Source organism: Paenibacillus sp. J31P190, assembly GCF_059692075.1.
In genome coordinates, this window is the sequence record NZ_JCAUAS010000007.1 from 1 (window position 1) to 17,941 (window position 17,941).

Consider the following 17,941-nt stretch of genomic DNA (forward strand, 5'->3'; position numbering starts at 1 on the left):
AAGCCTTATACTTTTGTCCTTTTTTCGCTGGCATAAAAAATGCACCCCCTAGAATTTTCATCGGTTTAACCCAGGGGTTTTTCCAATGTCTATTCTAAGGGGTGCACTTCAAATTGGAAGCAGGCTCTTCTTTTACTAGGTTTTTTATAAAATCGGATTACTTCTGAAACATCGCTCGCGCAAACGCTGTTTACTGGGGTCGCTTTATTGAAAATCGTTCTCCGAGCTTCGAATAGGAATCTCCTGCGAGCCGACTTACCGGCTGAAGTTTATTAGGATCAATCCGGCCTTCCTGATATAAAGATTCATGAATATGGAAGTGAACGATGCGCCCGATCAATAGATCGCAACCTGGCATTGCTGTATTCCCTCCAAGAGGTATCGCCTGCTCGAGGACACACTCCATTCTAATCTTGGCTTCAGCTACACCTGGAACATCAATTGCTGTACTAGGAACAGGAGTTAAGCGGGCCCATTCGACTTCACTTTCGTGTGACGGCAGGTTGACCGCCGTTTGATTGACGGCCTCAATATTCGACTCATCTGAGATGTGAACGACAAACGCTCCCTTTTCTATCGCATTTCTTGAGGTGTCTTTCTGTTTGCCCTGTTGCCGTTGTACGGAAATCGAGAGCATGGGAGGATTCGAAGTAACGATATTAAAATAGCTGAAAGGGGCAGCATTCAGTATACCGTCTGTCGATAGAGTCGTCACAAACGCAATCGGCCGAGGAAGAATGCTCCCGCTTAGCAGCTTATAATTGTCCCGTTCCGTTTGATTGTTGGGATTGATCGATATCAATGTTACCCTTCTTCCACATATAAAGTATGAGAACAGGTTAGGAATAGAAATGCTTTTTGAACCATTGAGCTGCCGCATTGACTTCTTGGTGCGTTAACTGATGACCCGCATGTTCCCAGTGTATTTCAACGGAAGAGCCTGCACCTTCCAATAGCGACTGCAGTTCTCTGGTTTCTTGTTGAGAAGAGATCGGATCATTCGTTCCGGCACCAATAAATATAGGGATTTGAGCTAATTCGGGAAGTATTATACCCCGACGAGGAACCATAGGATGGAATAGAATCGCACCTCTTAATGCATTCTTACAATGAAACAAGAGGCTCCCTGCAATGTTCGCACCGTTAGAATACCCTACGGCCACGACATTCTGGCGGTCGAATTCATATTGGTTCGCTGCTTGATCAATGAATCCGTTCAACTCTTCCGTTCGAAACAAAAGGTCCTCCTCGTCAAACACACCCTCAGCCAATCTCCTGAAAAATCGAGCCATGCCATTCTCCTGAACGTTGCCTCTGATACTTAGAGCATTGGAGTCTGGGGCGATCCTTTGAGCAATCGGCAATAAATCGTATTCCGTCCCGCCCGTGCCATGTAATAAAAGAAGCGTCGGCAGCTTCGGACTTGAGCCTTTTCGAAAAATATATTTCATGGCTTGAACGACTCCAATTCACGCACTTGAATGGGAGGCAAGTTCTTTTCAATTTCACCACGATTGCTTTCGAACCATTCTGGCAGCATTAATGCCTCACCTAAGTGATCTTGAGGCTCATCCTTAGCAAAACCTGGCGGGTCTGTCGCGATTTCAAACAAGATGCCGCCTTCTTCCCTAAAATAAATGGCATGGAAATACTGCCGATCAATGATCGGTGTAGGGTGGAAGCCGCTATTCTCAACATGGCTTCTCCATGCTTCGTGGTCTTCATAATCCTTTGCGCGCCATGCAATATGATGAACCGTACCAGCTCCACTTATGCCCCACTCCATTGCCGCAATGTTTACGTCAATAACATTACCAACACTCCCTGTCGATCTATAGCGAATAAAATCCCCTTCTTGGTTCACCTTTTGAAGACCCAAGACTTGCTCTAAGACATTCATCGTTTTTTCGGGTGCGGTACTATACAGGACAGCGCCGCCAAAACCTTTGATAGCTTTATCAATTGAAACACCACCGAACGACCACTGACTCAAATCCCCTTCCTCACGCTCTACAATCTCTAGTTGTAAGCCATCTGGATCTGAAAATGTTAAGTAATTCTCATCAAACCTCGTCTTCAAAGAATAAGGAACATGATAGCTTTCAAGGCGCTCTTTCCAAAAATCGAGTGCACCTAAAGGAATGACATATGTTGTTACACCTACCTGCCCTCCGCCAATACGCCCTTTATGACCTTCATAGGGAAAGAATGTAATTATGGTGCCTGGACTGCCTGCTTCATTACCGAAATATAAATGGTAAACTTCCGGAGCGTCGAAGTTGATCGTTTTTTTTACAAGTCTCAAACCTAGTACCCCTGCATAAAAGTCCACATTTTTTTGGGCATTCTTTACAAAAGCCGTTATATGGTGAATTCCTTCTGTTTGTTTTTCCATTTTGCAAACACTCCTCGCATGATCTTTTAATTGTTTATGTACTATCATATTGAAATTATTATTCATAAACAATTCCATTATTTCTATATCATGTATAGTCATTAGCTATATCTTCAAGGGCGAAGCTAATATAAGCAATATCTATATGAGATATAGTCAGATTCATATTGATAGTTGCCTATCAGTGCTTATAAGATAAAGTTGAATAAACTTCCAATTGAAAGAAGTTTAAGTTTTAGGATAATTCCCGGCCGGATGAATTGTTCTTTATCACATTAACAAGGGGGAAATTCTATGGGAGTACGTTTTTTAAAAATGGCAGTCGTTTATATTTTGATTGGTATTTGCATCGGTATTTACATGGGTACAACACTTAACTTTGCATTAACAAGCGTACATGCTCATGCAAATCTTTTCGGGTGGGCAACATTGGCTCTTTGCGGATTTACCTATCTTCGATTTCCCAAAGCAGCAGAATCGCCTCTAGCGAAGTGGCACTTCTGGTTGCAAGGTATCGGCCTGCCCATCATGCTTATTACCCTCACGTTAATGGCTCATGGCTACGCTCCAGATTGGATTACCACGTTAAAGCGTATCGGTGAAGCAGTAGCTGGAACCGGTATCTTGATATTTGCGGTCAATGTTTTTACTAACGTAAAAGCAATGGACATTCATAATAACCATACGCATGATGTTTCCATGTAATACTCAGATACGTTCTTAATAAGGTTCAAAACTATCCTCAAAGGGGATGATGCTCAAAAAATAGCCGCTTGGTTAGCTGAACATAAATAATCCATTTAAAAAATTTGAAGAACAAGGGGGTAGGATCTTGGCTAACGAACCGTTGTCCAACTCGTCAAATTTCTCATTCATTACCATCGTCCTTTTCTGGTGTAGTTTAGTTGTAGTATCTTGTGTGTATTTAACGATCCCGTTAATAACGGTTTTTGCAGACGTATTCAAGGTGTCGTCTTCTCAAGCTGCTTGGGCTGGCAGTGCCTTTTCGTTTGCTTTTGCAGGTGGAGGTCTGTTCTTTGGCGTTTTATCCGATCGTTTTGGGCGAAAAAAAATGATGTTGTCAGGGTTACTATTGCTAACTGTAATAACTCCTCTAATCGGAAGTGTCAGCAGCTTTTCTTGGCTTGTTGCCCTTCGAGCCATCCAGGGTTTAGCAGCATCCATGTTCCCTCCGTCTGTCTTAGCCTACGCCATGGAAATGTTTCCGGTTAAAAGAAGAATAACCATTATTGGGTTCATCAGTACCGCATTTTTAATGGCAAGTATCGTTGGACAAATATATAGCAGCTATATTGTTTTATTCTTTAGTTGGTCTTATATTTTCTATATTCTTTTTGCGGTGTATTTAATATCCTTTATCTTGATTACCTTTTTTGTTCCAAACGATAAAACACAACAACCAGATGGCAGCTTTCTTTCTGCCTTTTTGCGAATAGGCTATATATTTAAAAGGAAGAGTTTACCTCTTTGCTACATCATTTCTGCTGCGCTCTTTATTTCGCTTGTTGGTTTTTTCACGACACTTGGAAGTTATTTAAACAGTTCGCTCTTCGGATTAAGTCACCAAGATATTCTATGGGTCCGTGCGGTTGGTATTATCGGAATGCTTGTAGCACCGTTTGATGGAAAATTGGTTGCGAAAATGGGAGTCAAAAACGTTTTATGGTGTGGATTGATCTTTGGTGGAATCGGCTTGGGATTGTTAGGCCTCTGGCCTAACCTCATTTTTTTAGTTTCGATGAGCGTCGTGTTTATTATTGGAATTTCTATGGCTCTTCCCGCATTGATCTCACTAATTGGTCAAATTGCTGGGGAGATCCGGGCGATCGCGGTTTCGTTCCACATGTTTATGGTGTTCATAGGTGCATCACTTGGGCCGATTCTTTCGATTTATCTAATCAATCACGGAGGCTATTTACTCTCTTTTGAGGTATTAGCTGGATTGTTAGGGTTGAGCTTGATTGTCCCCTTGTTTATTCGTTTAGAAGAACCACGCAGTTACTCAGCATCATCCCAAAACGAGACCTACGCGAAATCAGCGAAATGATTCGGGATCGTATCCGGTTCACCAAGGCTCATCGTTGTACTCATTTATTACTTTGGAGGTTTGTACATGGAAGCTCAAAATGGCCATTTAACAACAAGTTGGGGCGCTCCTGTTGGAGATAATCAGAACTCCTTGACTGCCGGCTCACGCGGTCCAACCCTTATTCAAGACGTCCACCTTCTGGAAAAGCTTGCCCATTTCAACCGGGAACGCGTCCCCGAACGTGTTGTGCATGCCAAAGGTGCCGGCGCACACGGATATTTTGAAGTAACCAACGATGTTTCCACCTATACAAAGGCCCGCTTTTTGTCTGAGGTTGGCAAACGTACACCGATTTTTATACGCTTCTCCACGGTAGCAGGTGAACTGGGATCGGCAGATACCGTACGTGACCCGCGTGGCTTTGCTGTAAAGTTTTATACGGAAGAAGGAAACTATGATTTAGTGGGCAATAACACGCCTGTCTTCTTCATTCGGGATGCCATTAAATTTCCGGATTTCATTCATACCCAGAAACGCCACCCTCAAACTCATCTGAAAAACCCCAATGCTGTTTGGGATTTCTGGTCCTTGTCTCCCGAATCCTTGCATCAAGTCACTATCTTGATGTCCGATCGTGGTATTCCTGCGACTCTCCGTCATATGCATGGCTTCGGAAGCCATACGTTTAAGTGGGTCAATGCGGACGGACAAGGCATTTGGGTCAAATATCATTTTAAAACGGAACAAGGCGTGAAGAACCTGGATGTCGAGCTTGCCGCCAAGCTGGCCGGTGAAAACCCAGATTATCATATCGAGGATTTATTTAACGCCATTGACAAAGGTGACTTCCCCGCATGGAAGCTGTATGTACAAATAATGCCGATGGAAGATGCCGATACCTATCGTTTCGATCCTTTCGATGTAACGAAAGTGTGGTCGCAGAAAGATTACCCTCTTATCGAGGTTGGACGCATGGTCCTCAACCGAAACCCGGACAATTATTTTGCCGAAGTTGAGCAAGCAACCTTCTCCCCTGGGGCGTTCGTATCCGGTATTGAGGCTTCTCCGGATAAAATGCTTCAAGGCCGTTTATTCGCCTATGCCGATGCTCATCGCTATCGGGTCGGCACGAACCATCATACACTGCCTATCAATAAACCTATCGTAGAAGTGAATAACAACCAGCGAGACGGACAGATGCGTTCCGATCGTAATGGGGGAAACTCGATATACTATGAACCAAATAGTTATGGCGGAGCTGCCGAATCGGAAACGTACAAGACAGCCCCGTTTAAGATAACCGGTTCAGCCGATAGCGTCCCATATGACCAGGATGATCATTACACGCAAGCCGGCGACCTGTATCGATTGCTTAGTGTAGAAGAACGCGGACGATTAGTATATAACATAGTAAATGCTATGAAGCCGGTGGAGAAAGATGAAATCAAACTCCGCCAAATCTCTCACTTCTTTCAAGCAGATCCTGAATGGGGGCAAGCGATCGCCGAGGGGCTTGGTTTGAGAGTTCCACAGTTGACTTAATACGATCCGTCAAAAAGAGAGCAGTTCACACAGCAAATGATAGCTGGGGAACTGCTCTTTTTTTTGCTATTAGCAATGTGTAAGTCACATTAGAAGGAAAGACCTGCAAGAAAGGCAGCTTTTTAAGGCTGCTCTCTTTCAGGTCTTCCAGTAATCCATTATTCTTTGGAAAAATCTCAATTATCCTAAGTACGATTTCAACATCCATACATGCTTTTCCAGGGAGCTATGAATGGCCAAAAGCATATCCCCAGTTGTCTCATCGCCTTCACGGTCTGCAATACTCATACCCTCTTTAAGCTCACCCACAATGATCCCAAAATCAGCAACAAGCGTGCGGACCATGTCATTTGCATTCTCATTGCCTGCTGCATCTTTTAATGTAGCTTTTTCGATAATTTCATGAAGTGTCGCTACCGGACTACCGCCTAATGCCAGCAGACGCTCGGCAAGATTGTCCACATGAAGTGCAGCTTCCGTATAAAGTTCTTCGAACTTCAAGTGCAAAGTGAAGAACTGCGCCCCTTTAACATACCAGTGATAGTTATGAAGTTTGGTGAACAATAGACTCCAGTTAGCGATCTGGGTGTTAAGCACTTCCGTTATTTTTTCTGTCATCAAAAAGCTCCTTTCGAATTTAGCAACATTTCCAACTATAAGGCTATACGAAATATAAACAGATCGATATTGATCTTTTAATCTAAGCTCGAGGAGCACTTTCAAACTTACCTTTATGAGTCAAATCGCAGAACGGTTTTTGACTGGATAAACCGCACCGGCAAAGAATAAAACTTTCCTTGGTCTCAAAACGGTTGCCCACCGCATCCACCATTTCTACTTTGCCTGTAATACGCAATGGCCCATTATCGTTTACTTTGATCGTTACTTCAGACATGATGATCTCGCCCCTATTGGATTATTTTGGTGAAGCATATTTAGAAAACGAAGCAATCCAGGTCACAGAAGCCACTGCCATGGTGATGGTTGCATCCATGATGATGGTGCGCCTTTTGAGGTGCATGAACTCCCGCTCCGCCTCCTCCGTAATTTGTTCCATTGTAGTAACCGCCAAAGATATTATGCGGAGACCAGTCTGGACTTGCTTGGGGAGCTGGCGGCGACAAAGGCTGAAATTCGTTAGTACCATAGACAATCTTGCCTCCTACAACAGTGAAGACGGATTCAATTTTTTTAATTGCTTCTTCGGAGACAAGAAAGAAGTTATCAGAAAGAATCGATAAATCAGCATATTGACCCGCTTTGATTTGCCCTTTCACATTTTCTTCCTTGGAAAACCATGCATTTCCTGATGTATACATGCGAAGCGCTTCATGCCTCTCTACACGATTGGAAGCAGGGTACAAGACTAGCCCACCAAGTGTCTTACCCGTTACTAACCAGTATAAGGCAACCCAAGGATTATAACTGGCTACTCTGGTTGCATCTGTCCCTACCCCAACACGCAATCCGGCTTTAATCATCTTGGTGATCGGAGGCGCATTTTCTGCTGCTTCGGCCCCGTATCGATCGACGAAATATTCACCTTGAAAAGCCATTCGGCTTTGAACAGCGATCGAACCGCCTAATGCGACGACGCGCTCCAAATCCTTCTCCTGAATCGTTTCCGCATGGTCCAGAATCCAGCGCAAGTCTTTGAACGGAACCTCTTTATTCACGCGCTCAAATACATCGAGAAAACGCGATATCGATTCCCCATAAGTGGCATGAAGACGAAATGGCCAACGCTGCTCTACGAGGTGCTGGGTAACACCGAAGAGATCATCTTCCAGTACAGCGGGAAGTTCCGGACGGGGTTCAACAAAATCTTCGAAGTCTGCTGCGCTATAAACAAGCATTTCACCTGCACCATTATGACGATAGTAGGAACTGCCTGTGTACGGCTGCGTCGTAGCAGTCCATGCTTTAAAATCACTCAATTCATTTTTGGGATGCTGAGTGAATAAATTATACGCCGTGCGAACCGTAATCTCTCCGCGTCTATCAAGTTCATCAAAAACCTGATAATCATCGGGATAGTTCTGAAAGCCTCCGCCAGCGTCAATCACGCTTGTGACTCCGAATCGATTCAATTCCCTCATGAACAATCGGGTTGAATTGATTTGATCCTCGTATGAAAGCTTCGGTCCTTTCGCTAAGGTCGCATACAAAATAGTAGCATTAGGTCTAGCGATGAGCATTCCTGTTGGATTCCCTTGGCTATCCCTTTGGATTTCTCCACCTGGCGGATTCGGCGTATCTTTCGTATATCCGATGACTCGCAAGGCCGCTTTATTCAAAAAAGCCTGACGGTAAAGATTGAGGATAAATACCGGTGTATGCGGAGCAATTCGATTGATTTCATCCAAAGTTGGCATTCGGCGTTCCACGAATTGGAATTCTGTCCAGCCGCCAACAACACGAACCCAGTGAGGTGCTGGCGTACGATCCACCTGCTTTTTCAGCATCCGCAAGGCATCCGCAACGGATGGCACGCCATCCCATCGAAGTTCGAGATTATAATTGAGACCGCCTCGAATAAGATGAATATGAGAATCGTTCAAGCCTGGAATTAACATTCGTTTGTTGGCGTTCACAACTTGCGTGGAAGGCCCAACATATTTCATGATTTCGGCATCATCCCCCACGGCCAGGAAATGGTCGCCGTTAACTGCAACTGCTGTGGCTGATGGATTAGCGTCGTCCATCGTCACGATACGGGCATTATGAATGACTAGGCTTGCTTCAACAATCGTTGGTTTCTCAGACATGATTTTGTTCTCCTTTGTCATTTATTAGGAACTAGGTTTGCTTCAACAATCGTCGTTTTCTCAGACATGTTTTTGTTTCTCCTTTGAAATTTATTAGGTGTTATTTGCGGCTTAACCAAAGTTGTATCCATGGTATCAACCGTTGTCCTAAAAACATGCCAAAGAGACCAAGCAATCCCAAAAAAGGCGGCGCCGGAGAGGGAATTTTAAGCGATTGAAAAACAACGCCAATGACAATACCAGCAGCTAAAGCGAGAAATATTGAACCCCACATACTAGTTTTCCTCCTTCAATTTGGTCAATGATGATGTTCCTACAAGTATTCACCCATATACTCCATTCGACTGATTGTTCAATCGTTTACCTTCTATATAAGTCTATAAGTCAGGATTCTTTCTATCAATAAGGCTTTCTCTATACCAGCCATAGGAATCACTTATATATTATTTTAATAATATTTTTAAAGTATATAGTTTTTGTCTATGGGTATTATAGAAAAATGAAGATTGTTCGTCTGTTTGCATTTCAATAGACTAATTACATGCAGCAGGTTTTCAAATTTGTGGATCTGTTGTAATCATATATAGAAAGTAGGGATTTTTGTATGTTTAACGGAAAGACCGATCTACTTACAGCTGACAATTCCGCTATTATTCTAGTAGACCATCAGCCTCAAATGCTTTTTGGCGTACAAAGCGCCGATCGCCAAACGATCATTAACAATACGGTTGGACTTGCTAAAGCAGCTAAAGTTTTCAATGCACCTATTATTCTTACAACGGTTGCTGCCGAATCGTTTTCTGGCCCTATTCATCCGCATATTCAAGCTGTATTTCCTGATCAAAAACCGATTGACCGAACAACAATGAACTCCTGGGAAGACGAAAACTTCGTGGAAGCAGTGAAGAAAACAGGTCGCAAGAAGCTGATTATGGCAGCTCTGTGGACAGAAGTTTGTCTTGCTTTCCCTGTAGTTTCAGCCATCAAAGATGGATATGAAGTATACATCGTAACGGATGCTTCAGGCGGGACGACGACAGAAGCGCATGACATGTCCGTTCAACGCATGATTCAAGCAGGAGCCATTCCCGTGACTTGGCTGTCTGTTCTTCTTGAGTATCAGCGCGATTGGGCGCGTCAAGAAACGTATGATGCCGTTCTGGAGATTGCTATGCAACACAGTGGCGCCTACGGTGCGGGTATTGTTTATGCGCAAACGATGTTTGGCGGCCACGGAGGATAAGCGACTTATCCCAAAAAAGACAGTCAATTAATTTTCACTCTCTCCGTTTGTGGAACACCAATTCGAAAGGAAGTATGAAACATGCCTAAATTAACAGTCGGAACAGAAAACGAACAACCCATTGAATTATATTTTGAGGATCTTGGCGCAGGCAAACCTGTCGTTTTGATCCATGGCTGGCCGCTGAGCGGGCGCTCGTGGGAGAGCCAAGTTCCAGCGCTCATCGATGCAGGTTACCGCGTAATTACATATGACCGCCGTGGATTCGGACAGTCCTCCCAACCATGGAACGGTTACAACTATGATACGTTTGCGACGGATCTCCATAAGCTGATTGAATATCTGGACCTTAAGGACGTGACACTGGTCGGATTTTCGATGGGTGGCGGAGAGGTTGCCCGTTACGTTGGCACATACGGAACAAGCCGTGTCAAAAAAGCCGTATTGGCTGCTGCGGTTCCTCCATTCTTCTACAAATCCGCTGAGCATCCGGAAGGTGGTCTGGATGAAAGCACCATTCAGGGCTTCCAAGACGGTTTGAAAAAAGATCGCATCGCCTTCCTTGATGGCTTCACTCACAATTTCTTTAAAGCAGGGGATAGAACCGACCTGGTCAGCGAGTCCTTCCGTGTTTACAACCTTGATATTGCTACTTACGCTTCTCCAAAGGGGACGCTGGATTGCATTGCTGCCTTCGGCCGAACGGATTTCCGTGGCGATTTGGCGAAATTTGATATTCCATTGCTTGTTATCCATGGCGATTCCGATGCGGTTGTGCCGCTTGAGGTAAGCGGTCAACTTTCCAACGAAGCTGTTGCAGGCAGTCAACTCGTCGTAATTGAAGGTGGACCTCATGGTTTGAACGCGACTCACCCTGAACAATTCAATACCGCTTTGATTAACTTCCTTAACAACTAATTAATGTAAAGACACCGGGCATCACAAGCGTGTAGACTCTTGTGATGCCCGGTGTCTTTTTGGGTGTTCCAGAGCAAGTTCTGCAACTCCCTCGCAGAGGCGTCTGTTTTTATGGATTTATTATAATCTGACTTGCATTTAATAAAAACTCTTTCATATAGTTAATTGATATTCCACTATGGAACCTTCTAATTTCAAATAATGTCCATTCTTCAATATGTTTTATTTTTGCTAAATAAGTTCGGTTTCCTTTGTGTTGTTCATTTAAAAAAAGATTATACGCATCAATTTTCTCTTGAGCATCACCTTCCATTATTTGTTTAATACTTTTTTCATAGAAGATACTTGTCGTATCCGCCCATGATATTAGTTCGCTTCGAGGTGTTGTTGAACACCGGATTTCCTCTTTACCTTTATAATAAAAGGTATTGTCATTTATATCATATTCAGACGAAAACAGAAGATCTAATAAGCTCCAAAAGTATTCTGCCTCATGTTTAATGTCCCATCTTGAACTATATTTAGGATGTAGTGTAACATGAGTAGAAATAAACCCCGCATAAAGTAAATTTAAATCATTAATTTTCTTAAAGGAACTGGGAATTAGATTTTCAATTCCTACAAAAGTAACAACTTCATCCGTAAGAATAATTTGTTTAATATCAGTGATTTTTTCTTTTTTAAAGTTAATGAATGTATCTGTCGAAGAACTAAATTTATCTGTTAATAAAATCTCTCCTTTTAGATTTGTGTTTTTTTCTTTAAAGTCTATTAACAAATGACATACAACTTCCTCAAAAACTTGAAAACCATCTATTATTTCATCAAAACAATCCAATGTGTAAGGAGGAGATACGACTTCTATTAAGGCATTGGAATATTCAGGATGAATCTCCCAGCCTTTGCTAAACAAATAACCCACTTTTTTTACTAGATTTTCATGAATATCCGACATAGACTTTATTTTATTTGTAATCTGTTGTGATGCTAATAAGTAACTTACGAAGTCACGTTCTTTATAAACGATTGCATATTCTTTTTCGATTCCAAACTCAAACCTGTCTGGAGCAATTTTCAATGTTATTCCCTCCTGATGTTTATTGAGCTATAGATTATCGTTAGAATAATGCGCATTTAGACTGCTCCAGTTGGTTTGAAAATCTCTATATTTCATCTTCGGCAGCAGCTATCTCTTCTGCCTTTCGAACTTCACTGAAAAAATGATCTAACTCATGCTTAGCAACTTCACGTATAAACCCTAGTTCTTCACCAAATAGCTCCGGAGTCCATGTACGGCCGAAGGATGCATGAACCACCTCATCTGCCCAATCGTAATCCTGGAACTGCGTCATTAATGGATGCTTCACTTGATCTCTGCAGAATTCATATTCCCCTACTTTCCCCGGTCGCTTCATCGCCCCTTCTTCGATCCCAATACTTAGCCACGCGTATTGCGCACTCGGGATTTTTTCTATATTGATATCATAATCAGACGTATATTGCGGGCGTGAACGCCAATTCAACCCTTCAGCCTCCAGTGCTGCTTGACCAAACAACGCATGCCGAACCTCATCCCACAAGTGCCTTGCTAAGTCCCGATAGAATGCCCATGGCATTCCTTTTTGTGACCATAACACAGCCGCAATCAGTTCCGCCGCCGTCATCTCTTCCTGACGTACTCTCATCATACCGACAAGTCTGTCCTCATTCGGCTTCTCGAATTTCATTCCCATGCTTGTACGGTAAAGGGTTGTTTCACCCATACCTGCTTCTCGTTGCGATTTTTTGGGCAATTGATAGACCTGGAATGATCTTATACGTTCTGGTATTTCAGAAGACCTTTTCATTTCGTTGCTCATTCCACCTGCTGCAAGGATGCATCGCTTTAATAACGTACACAGTTCTTCTGAACCAGCCTCTTCCCACTCCCCCTCGTTCTTCAGGTGAGCAATTACCGCTTCCCCCCAATTTACTTGTTCCTCCAGATCGAGAAGGATTGAGCGTAATATACGAATAGTCGGTTGATCTACAATTTGTTGTGTACGTTGTATATGGCTCCTATAGGCTTCAATAAGCGCTGGTTTAATCACTGTATACACGCCAGCTAACCATTCGGAATCTGTACGAGCATGAAGAATTTCGTCCATAAGCAGCGTTAAAGCTGGATCTGGTTCCTGCCCAACGTTAGCAAGAGGCGTACGCAGATGGCTCACACGAGTACGAAGCTGATCCGCTGCTTCTGCATCCTCATAAATGTGTCGTCCCATCGCAGTTTTGATATCCCAGTTATGTCGTGCAGGCAGCTGAGCTGCACTTATAAACATAAGACGCTCATGAATGAATCTATATCTCTGCAGTATCTTAGCGTTCGCATCAACACCAAAAGCACCAATTGAATGTGGATTAGCAATTCCTGTAAATGAAATTTCCAACTTTATTCCCTCCTATAACGAGCGCTGAATATTTTCATTTTCTCTTAATATGAATTCGTTTACAATAGATTAAGAAAGGATTTCAATGGATTTATTTGATCAGAAGGGGTGCCTCCAATTGAATGAAAAACTGCCTACTTTACACTACTGCGGTGACTTTATTGTTCGACGTAACTGGAAGCTGGGACCACGTATTTTAGACGATAACGAGTTGGTGTTTTTCCCTCAGGGAAATGGAACCATCTACCGAAATGGAGATCAAGTTTATACATTGAATCAGCCCAGTTGGGTCCTTACAAAGGCAGGGGAAACTCACAGCTATCATTTCGGGGAGACTGCAGCTACTCGTCATCTTTTTATGCATTTCAGTGGCGGTGAATGGTTTGCGCCTACGCTTTTTAGTACGATGTATTGTGATGTAATACCGGTTAGGGAGGGTGGACTACTATCGGCAATAATCAGCCAGATCCTCCACATCTCTCATGAAGAGAAAGCTACCCATCGGTGCAATATCTTATTGTCAGCTCTGCTTAGCGAACTTGAATACGTAAGCAATAAAAGCAAAAACACTTCAAACCCCTCTATGAAATATTTAAAAAATAAAAAAGAGGCCGTATCCGACCCCTCCTATCCGCTCGTGGTGAGCAAAGCATTAACCTATATTCGTAATAGACTCCTTGAGCCTATCACAGTAGCCGAAATTGCAGTCCATTGCCAGATATCTCATGAACACCTAACTAGAGTCTTCGTGCGTGTCATCGGAATTCCATTGCGTCAAATGATCATTCAACTGCGGCTAGAACGCGCTTCTCATATGCTTCGTCATAGTACACTAAGCATTAAAGAAATCGCCTCGCAGTGTGGATATGCTGAGAATCATTATTTTTCACGAGCTTTTACCGCCTATTACGGTATGACAGCGACAGAATACCGCCAAGAATACGCTGACCCACGTGTCCAACACATCGTTCCTGACGAACGCTTGGAAGAAAATTATCCGATTAATGTTTATTTTCACATTAACCCTTAATACCCGTCATAGAAATGCCCTCGATAATATTTCGCTGGAGAACAAGATAAACGAGCAGTACGGGCATGACGGCAATAGCAGAACCGGACATCATTAAAGTCCAGTCAGTCACATAGAGTCCCTTAAACGTACTAAGCATCAAAGGTACGGTGAAGTTGTCGGTTGAGCTCAGGAAAATGACGGGCTTAAAAAAACTGTTCCAATTTCCCAAGAATGAAACTATCGCTAACGAAGCTAGAGCTGGACGAATGAGGGGAACCATGATACGCCAGTAAATCTTCCACATGTTCGCACCATCAACATAGGCTGCTTCTGATAGATCACGTGGGATACCCATAAAAAACTGCCTCAATAAAAATACACCAAAAGCACTGAACAATGCATCCGGAACAATGAGCGATAAATGCGTATCGAGCCAGCCCAGATTTTTTAAAATGATGTATAGTGGAACAATCGTAACCTGTTCGGGAACCATCAACATGGAAAGAAACAGGATAAAGAGAACATTACGAAAGGGAAAATCAATTTTAGCAAATGAAAAAGCAGCCATAGAGCATGTTAACAATTGACTCAGTACCACAATCACAGAAATATAAGCACTGTTTATGTAAGCCTTATCAAATGGCATAGCTGTTAGAGATCGGTTAATATTCTCCCATCTCCATGGATTCGGAAATAAGGTCGGTGGCACTTGAAAGATCTGGGCTAAGTCTTTTAACCCGCTAAATGCCATCCATAAAAACGGGCCAAACATGACTACAGAGGCTAGAATTAACAGAACATGCAGAAGGATGGTTGATACTTTACTACCTATATGGTTGCTCTTTCGTTTACTAGGTACTGTTCCTGCCGGAACTAATTTCTGATATACCGTTTTCATGCGAAATCCTCCTTAATCCGCGTAATGGACCCATTTGCGTGAAATATAGGTCTGTGCAATGGTGAAAGTCAAAATGATAACAAAAAGCATAGTAGCCGCTGCCGCACTGCGTCCGAATTGAAAATTTTTGAAGGCTAGCTCGTACAAATGATATACAATCGTATAACTAGCTTTTGCTGGGCCACCGCTCGTCATTACGAAAGCCGTATCGAAGATTTTAAACGAGTCAATAATGCCAATAATGGTAACAAACAAGGTAGTTGGCGACAAAAGGGGCACAGTAATTTTCCAGAATTGCTGTGACCTTGATGCACCATCGATCATGGAAGCCTCATAGTAATCTCTGGATATTCCTTGTAAACCAGCCAGAAAAATGATCATGTTAAAACCTAATTTTTGCCAAATGCTCACAATCGCCAAGGATGGCAGGACGAGGTTCAAGTTGGTCAACCATTGTGGACCCTTAATGCCGAACAAGCTATGCAGCAGAAAATTGATGATACCGAAGTCACCATTGAGCAGCCACATCCATACAATCGCGACAGCGACAGAACTTGTAACTACTGGCATGAAGAAAAACAACCGATACATAACACGATATCTCACTTTATTCAAAGCAACAGCGACCAATATCGCAAGAAAAATACCCATTGGGACCGTTAATAAGGAATAATAAAGGGTATTCACTAGTGCCTTCTGGAAATCGGGATTATGAAAGGCGTAACTGAAATTATTAAATCCAATAAAAGTCGCAGGCTGAAATCCATCCCAATCTAATGTACTTAAAACAAAGGTTGTGATCAGAGGGATAAGTGAAAAGGAAAGCAGTCCGATTAATTGTGGGGCAATAAAGAAATACCCCCAGAATGTATTAGCACGTTTACGGTTCATGCAAGTCCTCCCATTTAAATGGTTTCAAAAAAATAAAAAGGAGGGACGGAATACAAACATCCTTCCCTCCTCACATTACCGTACATGCATCCTATTTTTTCGCTTTTACTTCGTCGATCTTCTTATTAACACCTTCGCTTATTTTCTTTAATGTCGTCTGAGCATCCTGTTTGCCTAACAACAAGAGGTCGTAGTTATCTTTCACAATATCGGAAGCTCCAGGAACACCTGATTCGGAAGGCCATAGAGCATAACCAACCTCACGAGCATCGAGGAAATATTGAGCATGTGCCGGTTGTGCATTCTTATCCAATACGAGATCATCTACACCGCTAATCGAAGGAACTGCATTTCCCCCTTTAAGACGGAAGTTTTGACCATCCTTGGAAACAAAGTAAGATAGAAACTCATAAGTCTCTTTAGCATGAGCCGTCTTTTTATTCATAACCATGTACGCTGTTGGAATGCCAGCTGGTTCCATTTTTTTGCCTGTGTTAGTTGGCAGTGGGACTATATCGTATTTTAAAGAAGTGTTTGCATTAAACTGCGGAACCCACCAACGACCAGCAATTCCAAATCCGACTTGGTTCGACATGAACATAGCATCTGGGCCTTGTCCTTTAGGAAGTGAACCTGAAAATACAAAGTTTTTGTTCTTTGTGTTTTCCGCAAGATATTGGAATGCTTCTACCGTTTTCGGATCCTGATCTCCAATGAATTTGCCATCCTGAGGCTTATCGTAAGCTTTACCTCCGTTTAACGTTACCCATGAATAGACTGGGGATGACCAATCTTCAAGTACAAGACCATATTTATTTTTAGACTTTAGCTGTTCCGTTAACTCTTGTAGCTTCTTCCAGTTCCACTGCCCTGATTCGTACAATTTCTGTGGATCGTCGGTGATACCCGCTTCAGTCAATACTGTCTTGTTGTAGTACATGACTAACGGATTACAGTCAACTGTAACTCCATATATTTTATCGCCTTTCTTCGAACCGCCCCATAGTCCTTCAGCAAAATCCTCGGCTTTGATTGGGCCATTGCCTACTTTCATCAACGGTGTCAATTCTTCGATTGAACCGTTACTAATGAGTTTAACGACAGTTTGATCTCCAGCATAAAAGGCGTCTGGCGCCGTACCACCCTGAAGTTGAGTAATGATCTTCTCTTCGTAGCCATCGTTTGGTACGGCTACCAGCTCCCACTTCACATTCGGATGATCTTTGTTATACTGATCTGTCAGTTCGTAAAAGCGCTTTAATTCTCCCGGATTACCCCAAGTACTCCACTTTAATTTGATAACCTCTCCATTTCCAGCCTTAGACGTTGGTCCCTTCGTTGCATCTGTCTTGCCGCCTGCCGGTGCAGAAGAGCTGCAAGCAGTTAGAATCATCGTTAGCATCAGGACGGAGCTGGTTGTTTGCCCCCATGTTTTTTTCATTACCATTCTTCCAATCGACTCCTCTCACATAATTAGATATATCACTACTGGAATAAATTGGACTGCTATGAGTTAAACATATTTTAAATTACGATGATAGCGTTTTCAATGAACTTTCCCGAATAGTAGATGGATTTTTTTGATCTAGTATCTATTATTTTTCACATCCTATTATCGTCGTATTTTGCCGATAAATGCGGAATTTTCACTTGTTATCATTCGACAAAATCTGTGAAAACAATGTCAAAAAATTTAACCTTAAGAATATGAAATTGATTTATACTCCATTTACAATGGAACTTTGACTTTTAAACATTATAAAAAGGAGCTCTATCACATATTCTATATTCT

The 17,941-nt window shown here is 42.6% G+C and carries 18 protein-coding genes; 6 read left to right on the forward strand and 12 right to left on the reverse strand.

Annotation, left to right across the window (positions count from 1 at the left end):
• Positions 1 to 190: 190 nt before the first annotated feature.
• The 3 genes from AC58U0_RS14870 to AC58U0_RS14880 are packed head-to-tail and all read right to left on the reverse strand — an operon-like array spanning position 191 to position 2,395.
• Positions 191 to 802: a flavin reductase family protein gene (locus AC58U0_RS14870; RefSeq protein ID WP_497379726.1), complete on the reverse strand. Its 612-nt coding sequence runs from the start codon at positions 800 to 802 to the stop codon at positions 191 to 193.
• Between the two features lie 37 nt (positions 803 to 839).
• The gene (locus AC58U0_RS14875) at positions 840 to 1,451 is read right to left on the reverse strand and encodes an alpha/beta hydrolase (RefSeq protein ID WP_497379727.1); all 612 of its coding nucleotides are present in this window, start codon (positions 1,449 to 1,451) and stop codon (positions 840 to 842) included.
• On the reverse strand, positions 1,448 to 2,395 hold the full coding sequence (locus AC58U0_RS14880; RefSeq protein ID WP_261304949.1) for a ring-cleaving dioxygenase: 948 nt from the start codon (positions 2,393 to 2,395) through the stop codon (positions 1,448 to 1,450). Before AC58U0_RS14880 ends, AC58U0_RS14875 begins: the two co-directional genes overlap by 4 nt.
• A gap of 294 nt (positions 2,396 to 2,689) precedes the next feature.
• Here AC58U0_RS14880 and AC58U0_RS14885 point away from each other — a divergent pair, with 294 nt between their 5' ends.
• The 3 genes from AC58U0_RS14885 to katA all read left to right on the forward strand — a co-directional run bounded on the left by AC58U0_RS14885 (position 2,690) and on the right by katA (position 5,987).
• On the forward strand, positions 2,690 to 3,100 hold the full coding sequence (locus AC58U0_RS14885; RefSeq protein WP_057305702.1) for a heme-copper oxidase family protein: 411 nt from the start codon (positions 2,690 to 2,692) through the stop codon (positions 3,098 to 3,100).
• A 127-nt stretch (positions 3,101 to 3,227) separates the two neighbouring features.
• The gene (locus tag AC58U0_RS14890; RefSeq protein WP_497379728.1) at positions 3,228 to 4,463 is read left to right on the forward strand and encodes an MFS transporter; all 1,236 of its coding nucleotides are present in this window, start codon (positions 3,228 to 3,230) and stop codon (positions 4,461 to 4,463) included.
• Positions 4,464 to 4,529: 66 nt separating this feature from the next.
• Positions 4,530 to 5,987, forward strand: coding sequence for a catalase KatA (gene katA, locus AC58U0_RS14895; RefSeq protein WP_497379729.1), 1,458 nt, complete (start codon positions 4,530 to 4,532; stop codon positions 5,985 to 5,987).
• Positions 5,988 to 6,167: 180 nt separating this feature from the next.
• Here katA and AC58U0_RS14900 read toward each other — a convergent pair whose 3' ends face one another.
• From AC58U0_RS14900 to AC58U0_RS14915, 4 genes are all read right to left on the reverse strand, one after another.
• The gene (locus AC58U0_RS14900) at positions 6,168 to 6,605 is read right to left on the reverse strand and encodes a Dps family protein (RefSeq protein WP_497379730.1); all 438 of its coding nucleotides are present in this window, start codon (positions 6,603 to 6,605) and stop codon (positions 6,168 to 6,170) included.
• Between the two features lie 82 nt (positions 6,606 to 6,687).
• Positions 6,688 to 6,882, reverse strand: coding sequence for a CDGSH iron-sulfur domain-containing protein (locus AC58U0_RS14905; RefSeq protein WP_057305706.1), 195 nt, complete (start codon positions 6,880 to 6,882; stop codon positions 6,688 to 6,690).
• A gap of 40 nt (positions 6,883 to 6,922) precedes the next feature.
• Positions 6,923 to 8,755 (reverse strand): amidohydrolase, encoded by a 1,833-nt coding sequence (locus AC58U0_RS14910; RefSeq protein ID WP_497379731.1) that lies wholly within the window; start codon positions 8,753 to 8,755, stop codon positions 6,923 to 6,925.
• A 100-nt stretch (positions 8,756 to 8,855) separates the two neighbouring features.
• A complete protein-coding gene (locus tag AC58U0_RS14915; protein ID WP_261304944.1) occupies positions 8,856 to 9,029 on the reverse strand; it encodes a XapX domain-containing protein in 174 nt (57 codons plus the stop codon).
• Between the two features lie 330 nt (positions 9,030 to 9,359).
• Here AC58U0_RS14915 and AC58U0_RS14920 point away from each other — a divergent pair, with 330 nt between their 5' ends.
• The gene (locus AC58U0_RS14920) at positions 9,360 to 9,998 is read left to right on the forward strand and encodes a hydrolase (RefSeq protein WP_261304943.1); all 639 of its coding nucleotides are present in this window, start codon (positions 9,360 to 9,362) and stop codon (positions 9,996 to 9,998) included.
• Positions 9,999 to 10,079: 81 nt separating this feature from the next.
• The gene (locus AC58U0_RS14925; RefSeq protein WP_497379732.1) at positions 10,080 to 10,916 is read left to right on the forward strand and encodes an alpha/beta fold hydrolase; all 837 of its coding nucleotides are present in this window, start codon (positions 10,080 to 10,082) and stop codon (positions 10,914 to 10,916) included.
• Positions 10,917 to 11,025: 109 nt separating this feature from the next.
• On the opposite strand, the gene AC58U0_RS14930 is transcribed toward AC58U0_RS14925, so the two are convergent.
• Positions 11,026 to 11,994, reverse strand: a complete 969-nt coding sequence (locus AC58U0_RS14930; RefSeq protein ID WP_497379733.1) for a hypothetical protein — start codon at positions 11,992 to 11,994, stop codon at positions 11,026 to 11,028.
• Between the two features lie 85 nt (positions 11,995 to 12,079).
• Positions 12,080 to 13,348: a hypothetical protein gene (locus tag AC58U0_RS14935; protein WP_497379734.1), complete on the reverse strand. Its 1,269-nt coding sequence runs from the start codon at positions 13,346 to 13,348 to the stop codon at positions 12,080 to 12,082.
• 118 nt (positions 13,349 to 13,466) lie between these two features.
• On the opposite strand from AC58U0_RS14935, the gene AC58U0_RS14940 reads away from it, so the two are divergent.
• Positions 13,467 to 14,378 (forward strand): helix-turn-helix domain-containing protein, encoded by a 912-nt coding sequence (locus AC58U0_RS14940; RefSeq protein WP_497379735.1) that lies wholly within the window; start codon positions 13,467 to 13,469, stop codon positions 14,376 to 14,378.
• Here the strand turns inward: AC58U0_RS14940 and AC58U0_RS14945 are convergent.
• From AC58U0_RS14945 to AC58U0_RS14955, 3 genes are all read right to left on the reverse strand, one after another.
• Positions 14,368 to 15,258: a carbohydrate ABC transporter permease gene (locus AC58U0_RS14945; RefSeq protein ID WP_497379736.1), complete on the reverse strand. Its 891-nt coding sequence runs from the start codon at positions 15,256 to 15,258 to the stop codon at positions 14,368 to 14,370. The two genes, AC58U0_RS14940 and AC58U0_RS14945, sit on opposite strands and share 11 nt — an antisense overlap.
• 12 nt (positions 15,259 to 15,270) lie before the next feature.
• Positions 15,271 to 16,149 (reverse strand): carbohydrate ABC transporter permease, encoded by an 879-nt coding sequence (locus AC58U0_RS14950; RefSeq protein WP_497379737.1) that lies wholly within the window; start codon positions 16,147 to 16,149, stop codon positions 15,271 to 15,273.
• A gap of 91 nt (positions 16,150 to 16,240) precedes the next feature.
• Positions 16,241 to 17,590, reverse strand: a complete 1,350-nt coding sequence (locus AC58U0_RS14955; protein ID WP_497379738.1) for an ABC transporter substrate-binding protein — start codon at positions 17,588 to 17,590, stop codon at positions 16,241 to 16,243.
• Positions 17,591 to 17,941: the final 351 nt, after the last annotated feature.

Bases quoted from the DNA above. Each gene is read 5' to 3' on its own strand.
- AC58U0_RS14875 (WP_497379727.1), bottom strand. From the start codon at position 1,451: ATGAAATATATTTTTCGAAAAGGCTCAAGTCCGAAGCTGCCGACGCTT.
- AC58U0_RS14880 (WP_261304949.1), bottom strand. From the start codon at position 2,395: ATGGAAAAACAAACAGAAGGAATTCACCATATAACGGCTTTTGTAAAG.
- AC58U0_RS14885 (WP_057305702.1), top strand. From the start codon at position 2,690: ATGGGAGTACGTTTTTTAAAAATGGCAGTCGTTTATATTTTGATTGGT.
- katA (WP_497379729.1), top strand. From the start codon at position 4,530: ATGGAAGCTCAAAATGGCCATTTAACAACAAGTTGGGGCGCTCCTGTT.
- AC58U0_RS14900 (WP_497379730.1), bottom strand. From the start codon at position 6,605: ATGACAGAAAAAATAACGGAAGTGCTTAACACCCAGATCGCTAACTGG.
- AC58U0_RS14905 (WP_057305706.1), bottom strand. From the start codon at position 6,882: ATGTCTGAAGTAACGATCAAAGTAAACGATAATGGGCCATTGCGTATT.
- AC58U0_RS14910 (WP_497379731.1), bottom strand. From the start codon at position 8,755: ATGTCTGAGAAACCAACGATTGTTGAAGCAAGCCTAGTCATTCATAAT.
- AC58U0_RS14915 (WP_261304944.1), bottom strand. From the start codon at position 9,029: ATGTGGGGTTCAATATTTCTCGCTTTAGCTGCTGGTATTGTCATTGGC.
- AC58U0_RS14920 (WP_261304943.1), top strand. From the start codon at position 9,360: ATGTTTAACGGAAAGACCGATCTACTTACAGCTGACAATTCCGCTATT.
- AC58U0_RS14925 (WP_497379732.1), top strand. From the start codon at position 10,080: ATGCCTAAATTAACAGTCGGAACAGAAAACGAACAACCCATTGAATTA.
- AC58U0_RS14945 (WP_497379736.1), bottom strand. From the start codon at position 15,258: ATGAAAACGGTATATCAGAAATTAGTTCCGGCAGGAACAGTACCTAGT.
- AC58U0_RS14950 (WP_497379737.1), bottom strand. From the start codon at position 16,149: ATGAACCGTAAACGTGCTAATACATTCTGGGGGTATTTCTTTATTGCC.
- AC58U0_RS14955 (WP_497379738.1), bottom strand. From the start codon at position 17,590: ATGAAAAAAACATGGGGGCAAACAACCAGCTCCGTCCTGATGCTAACG.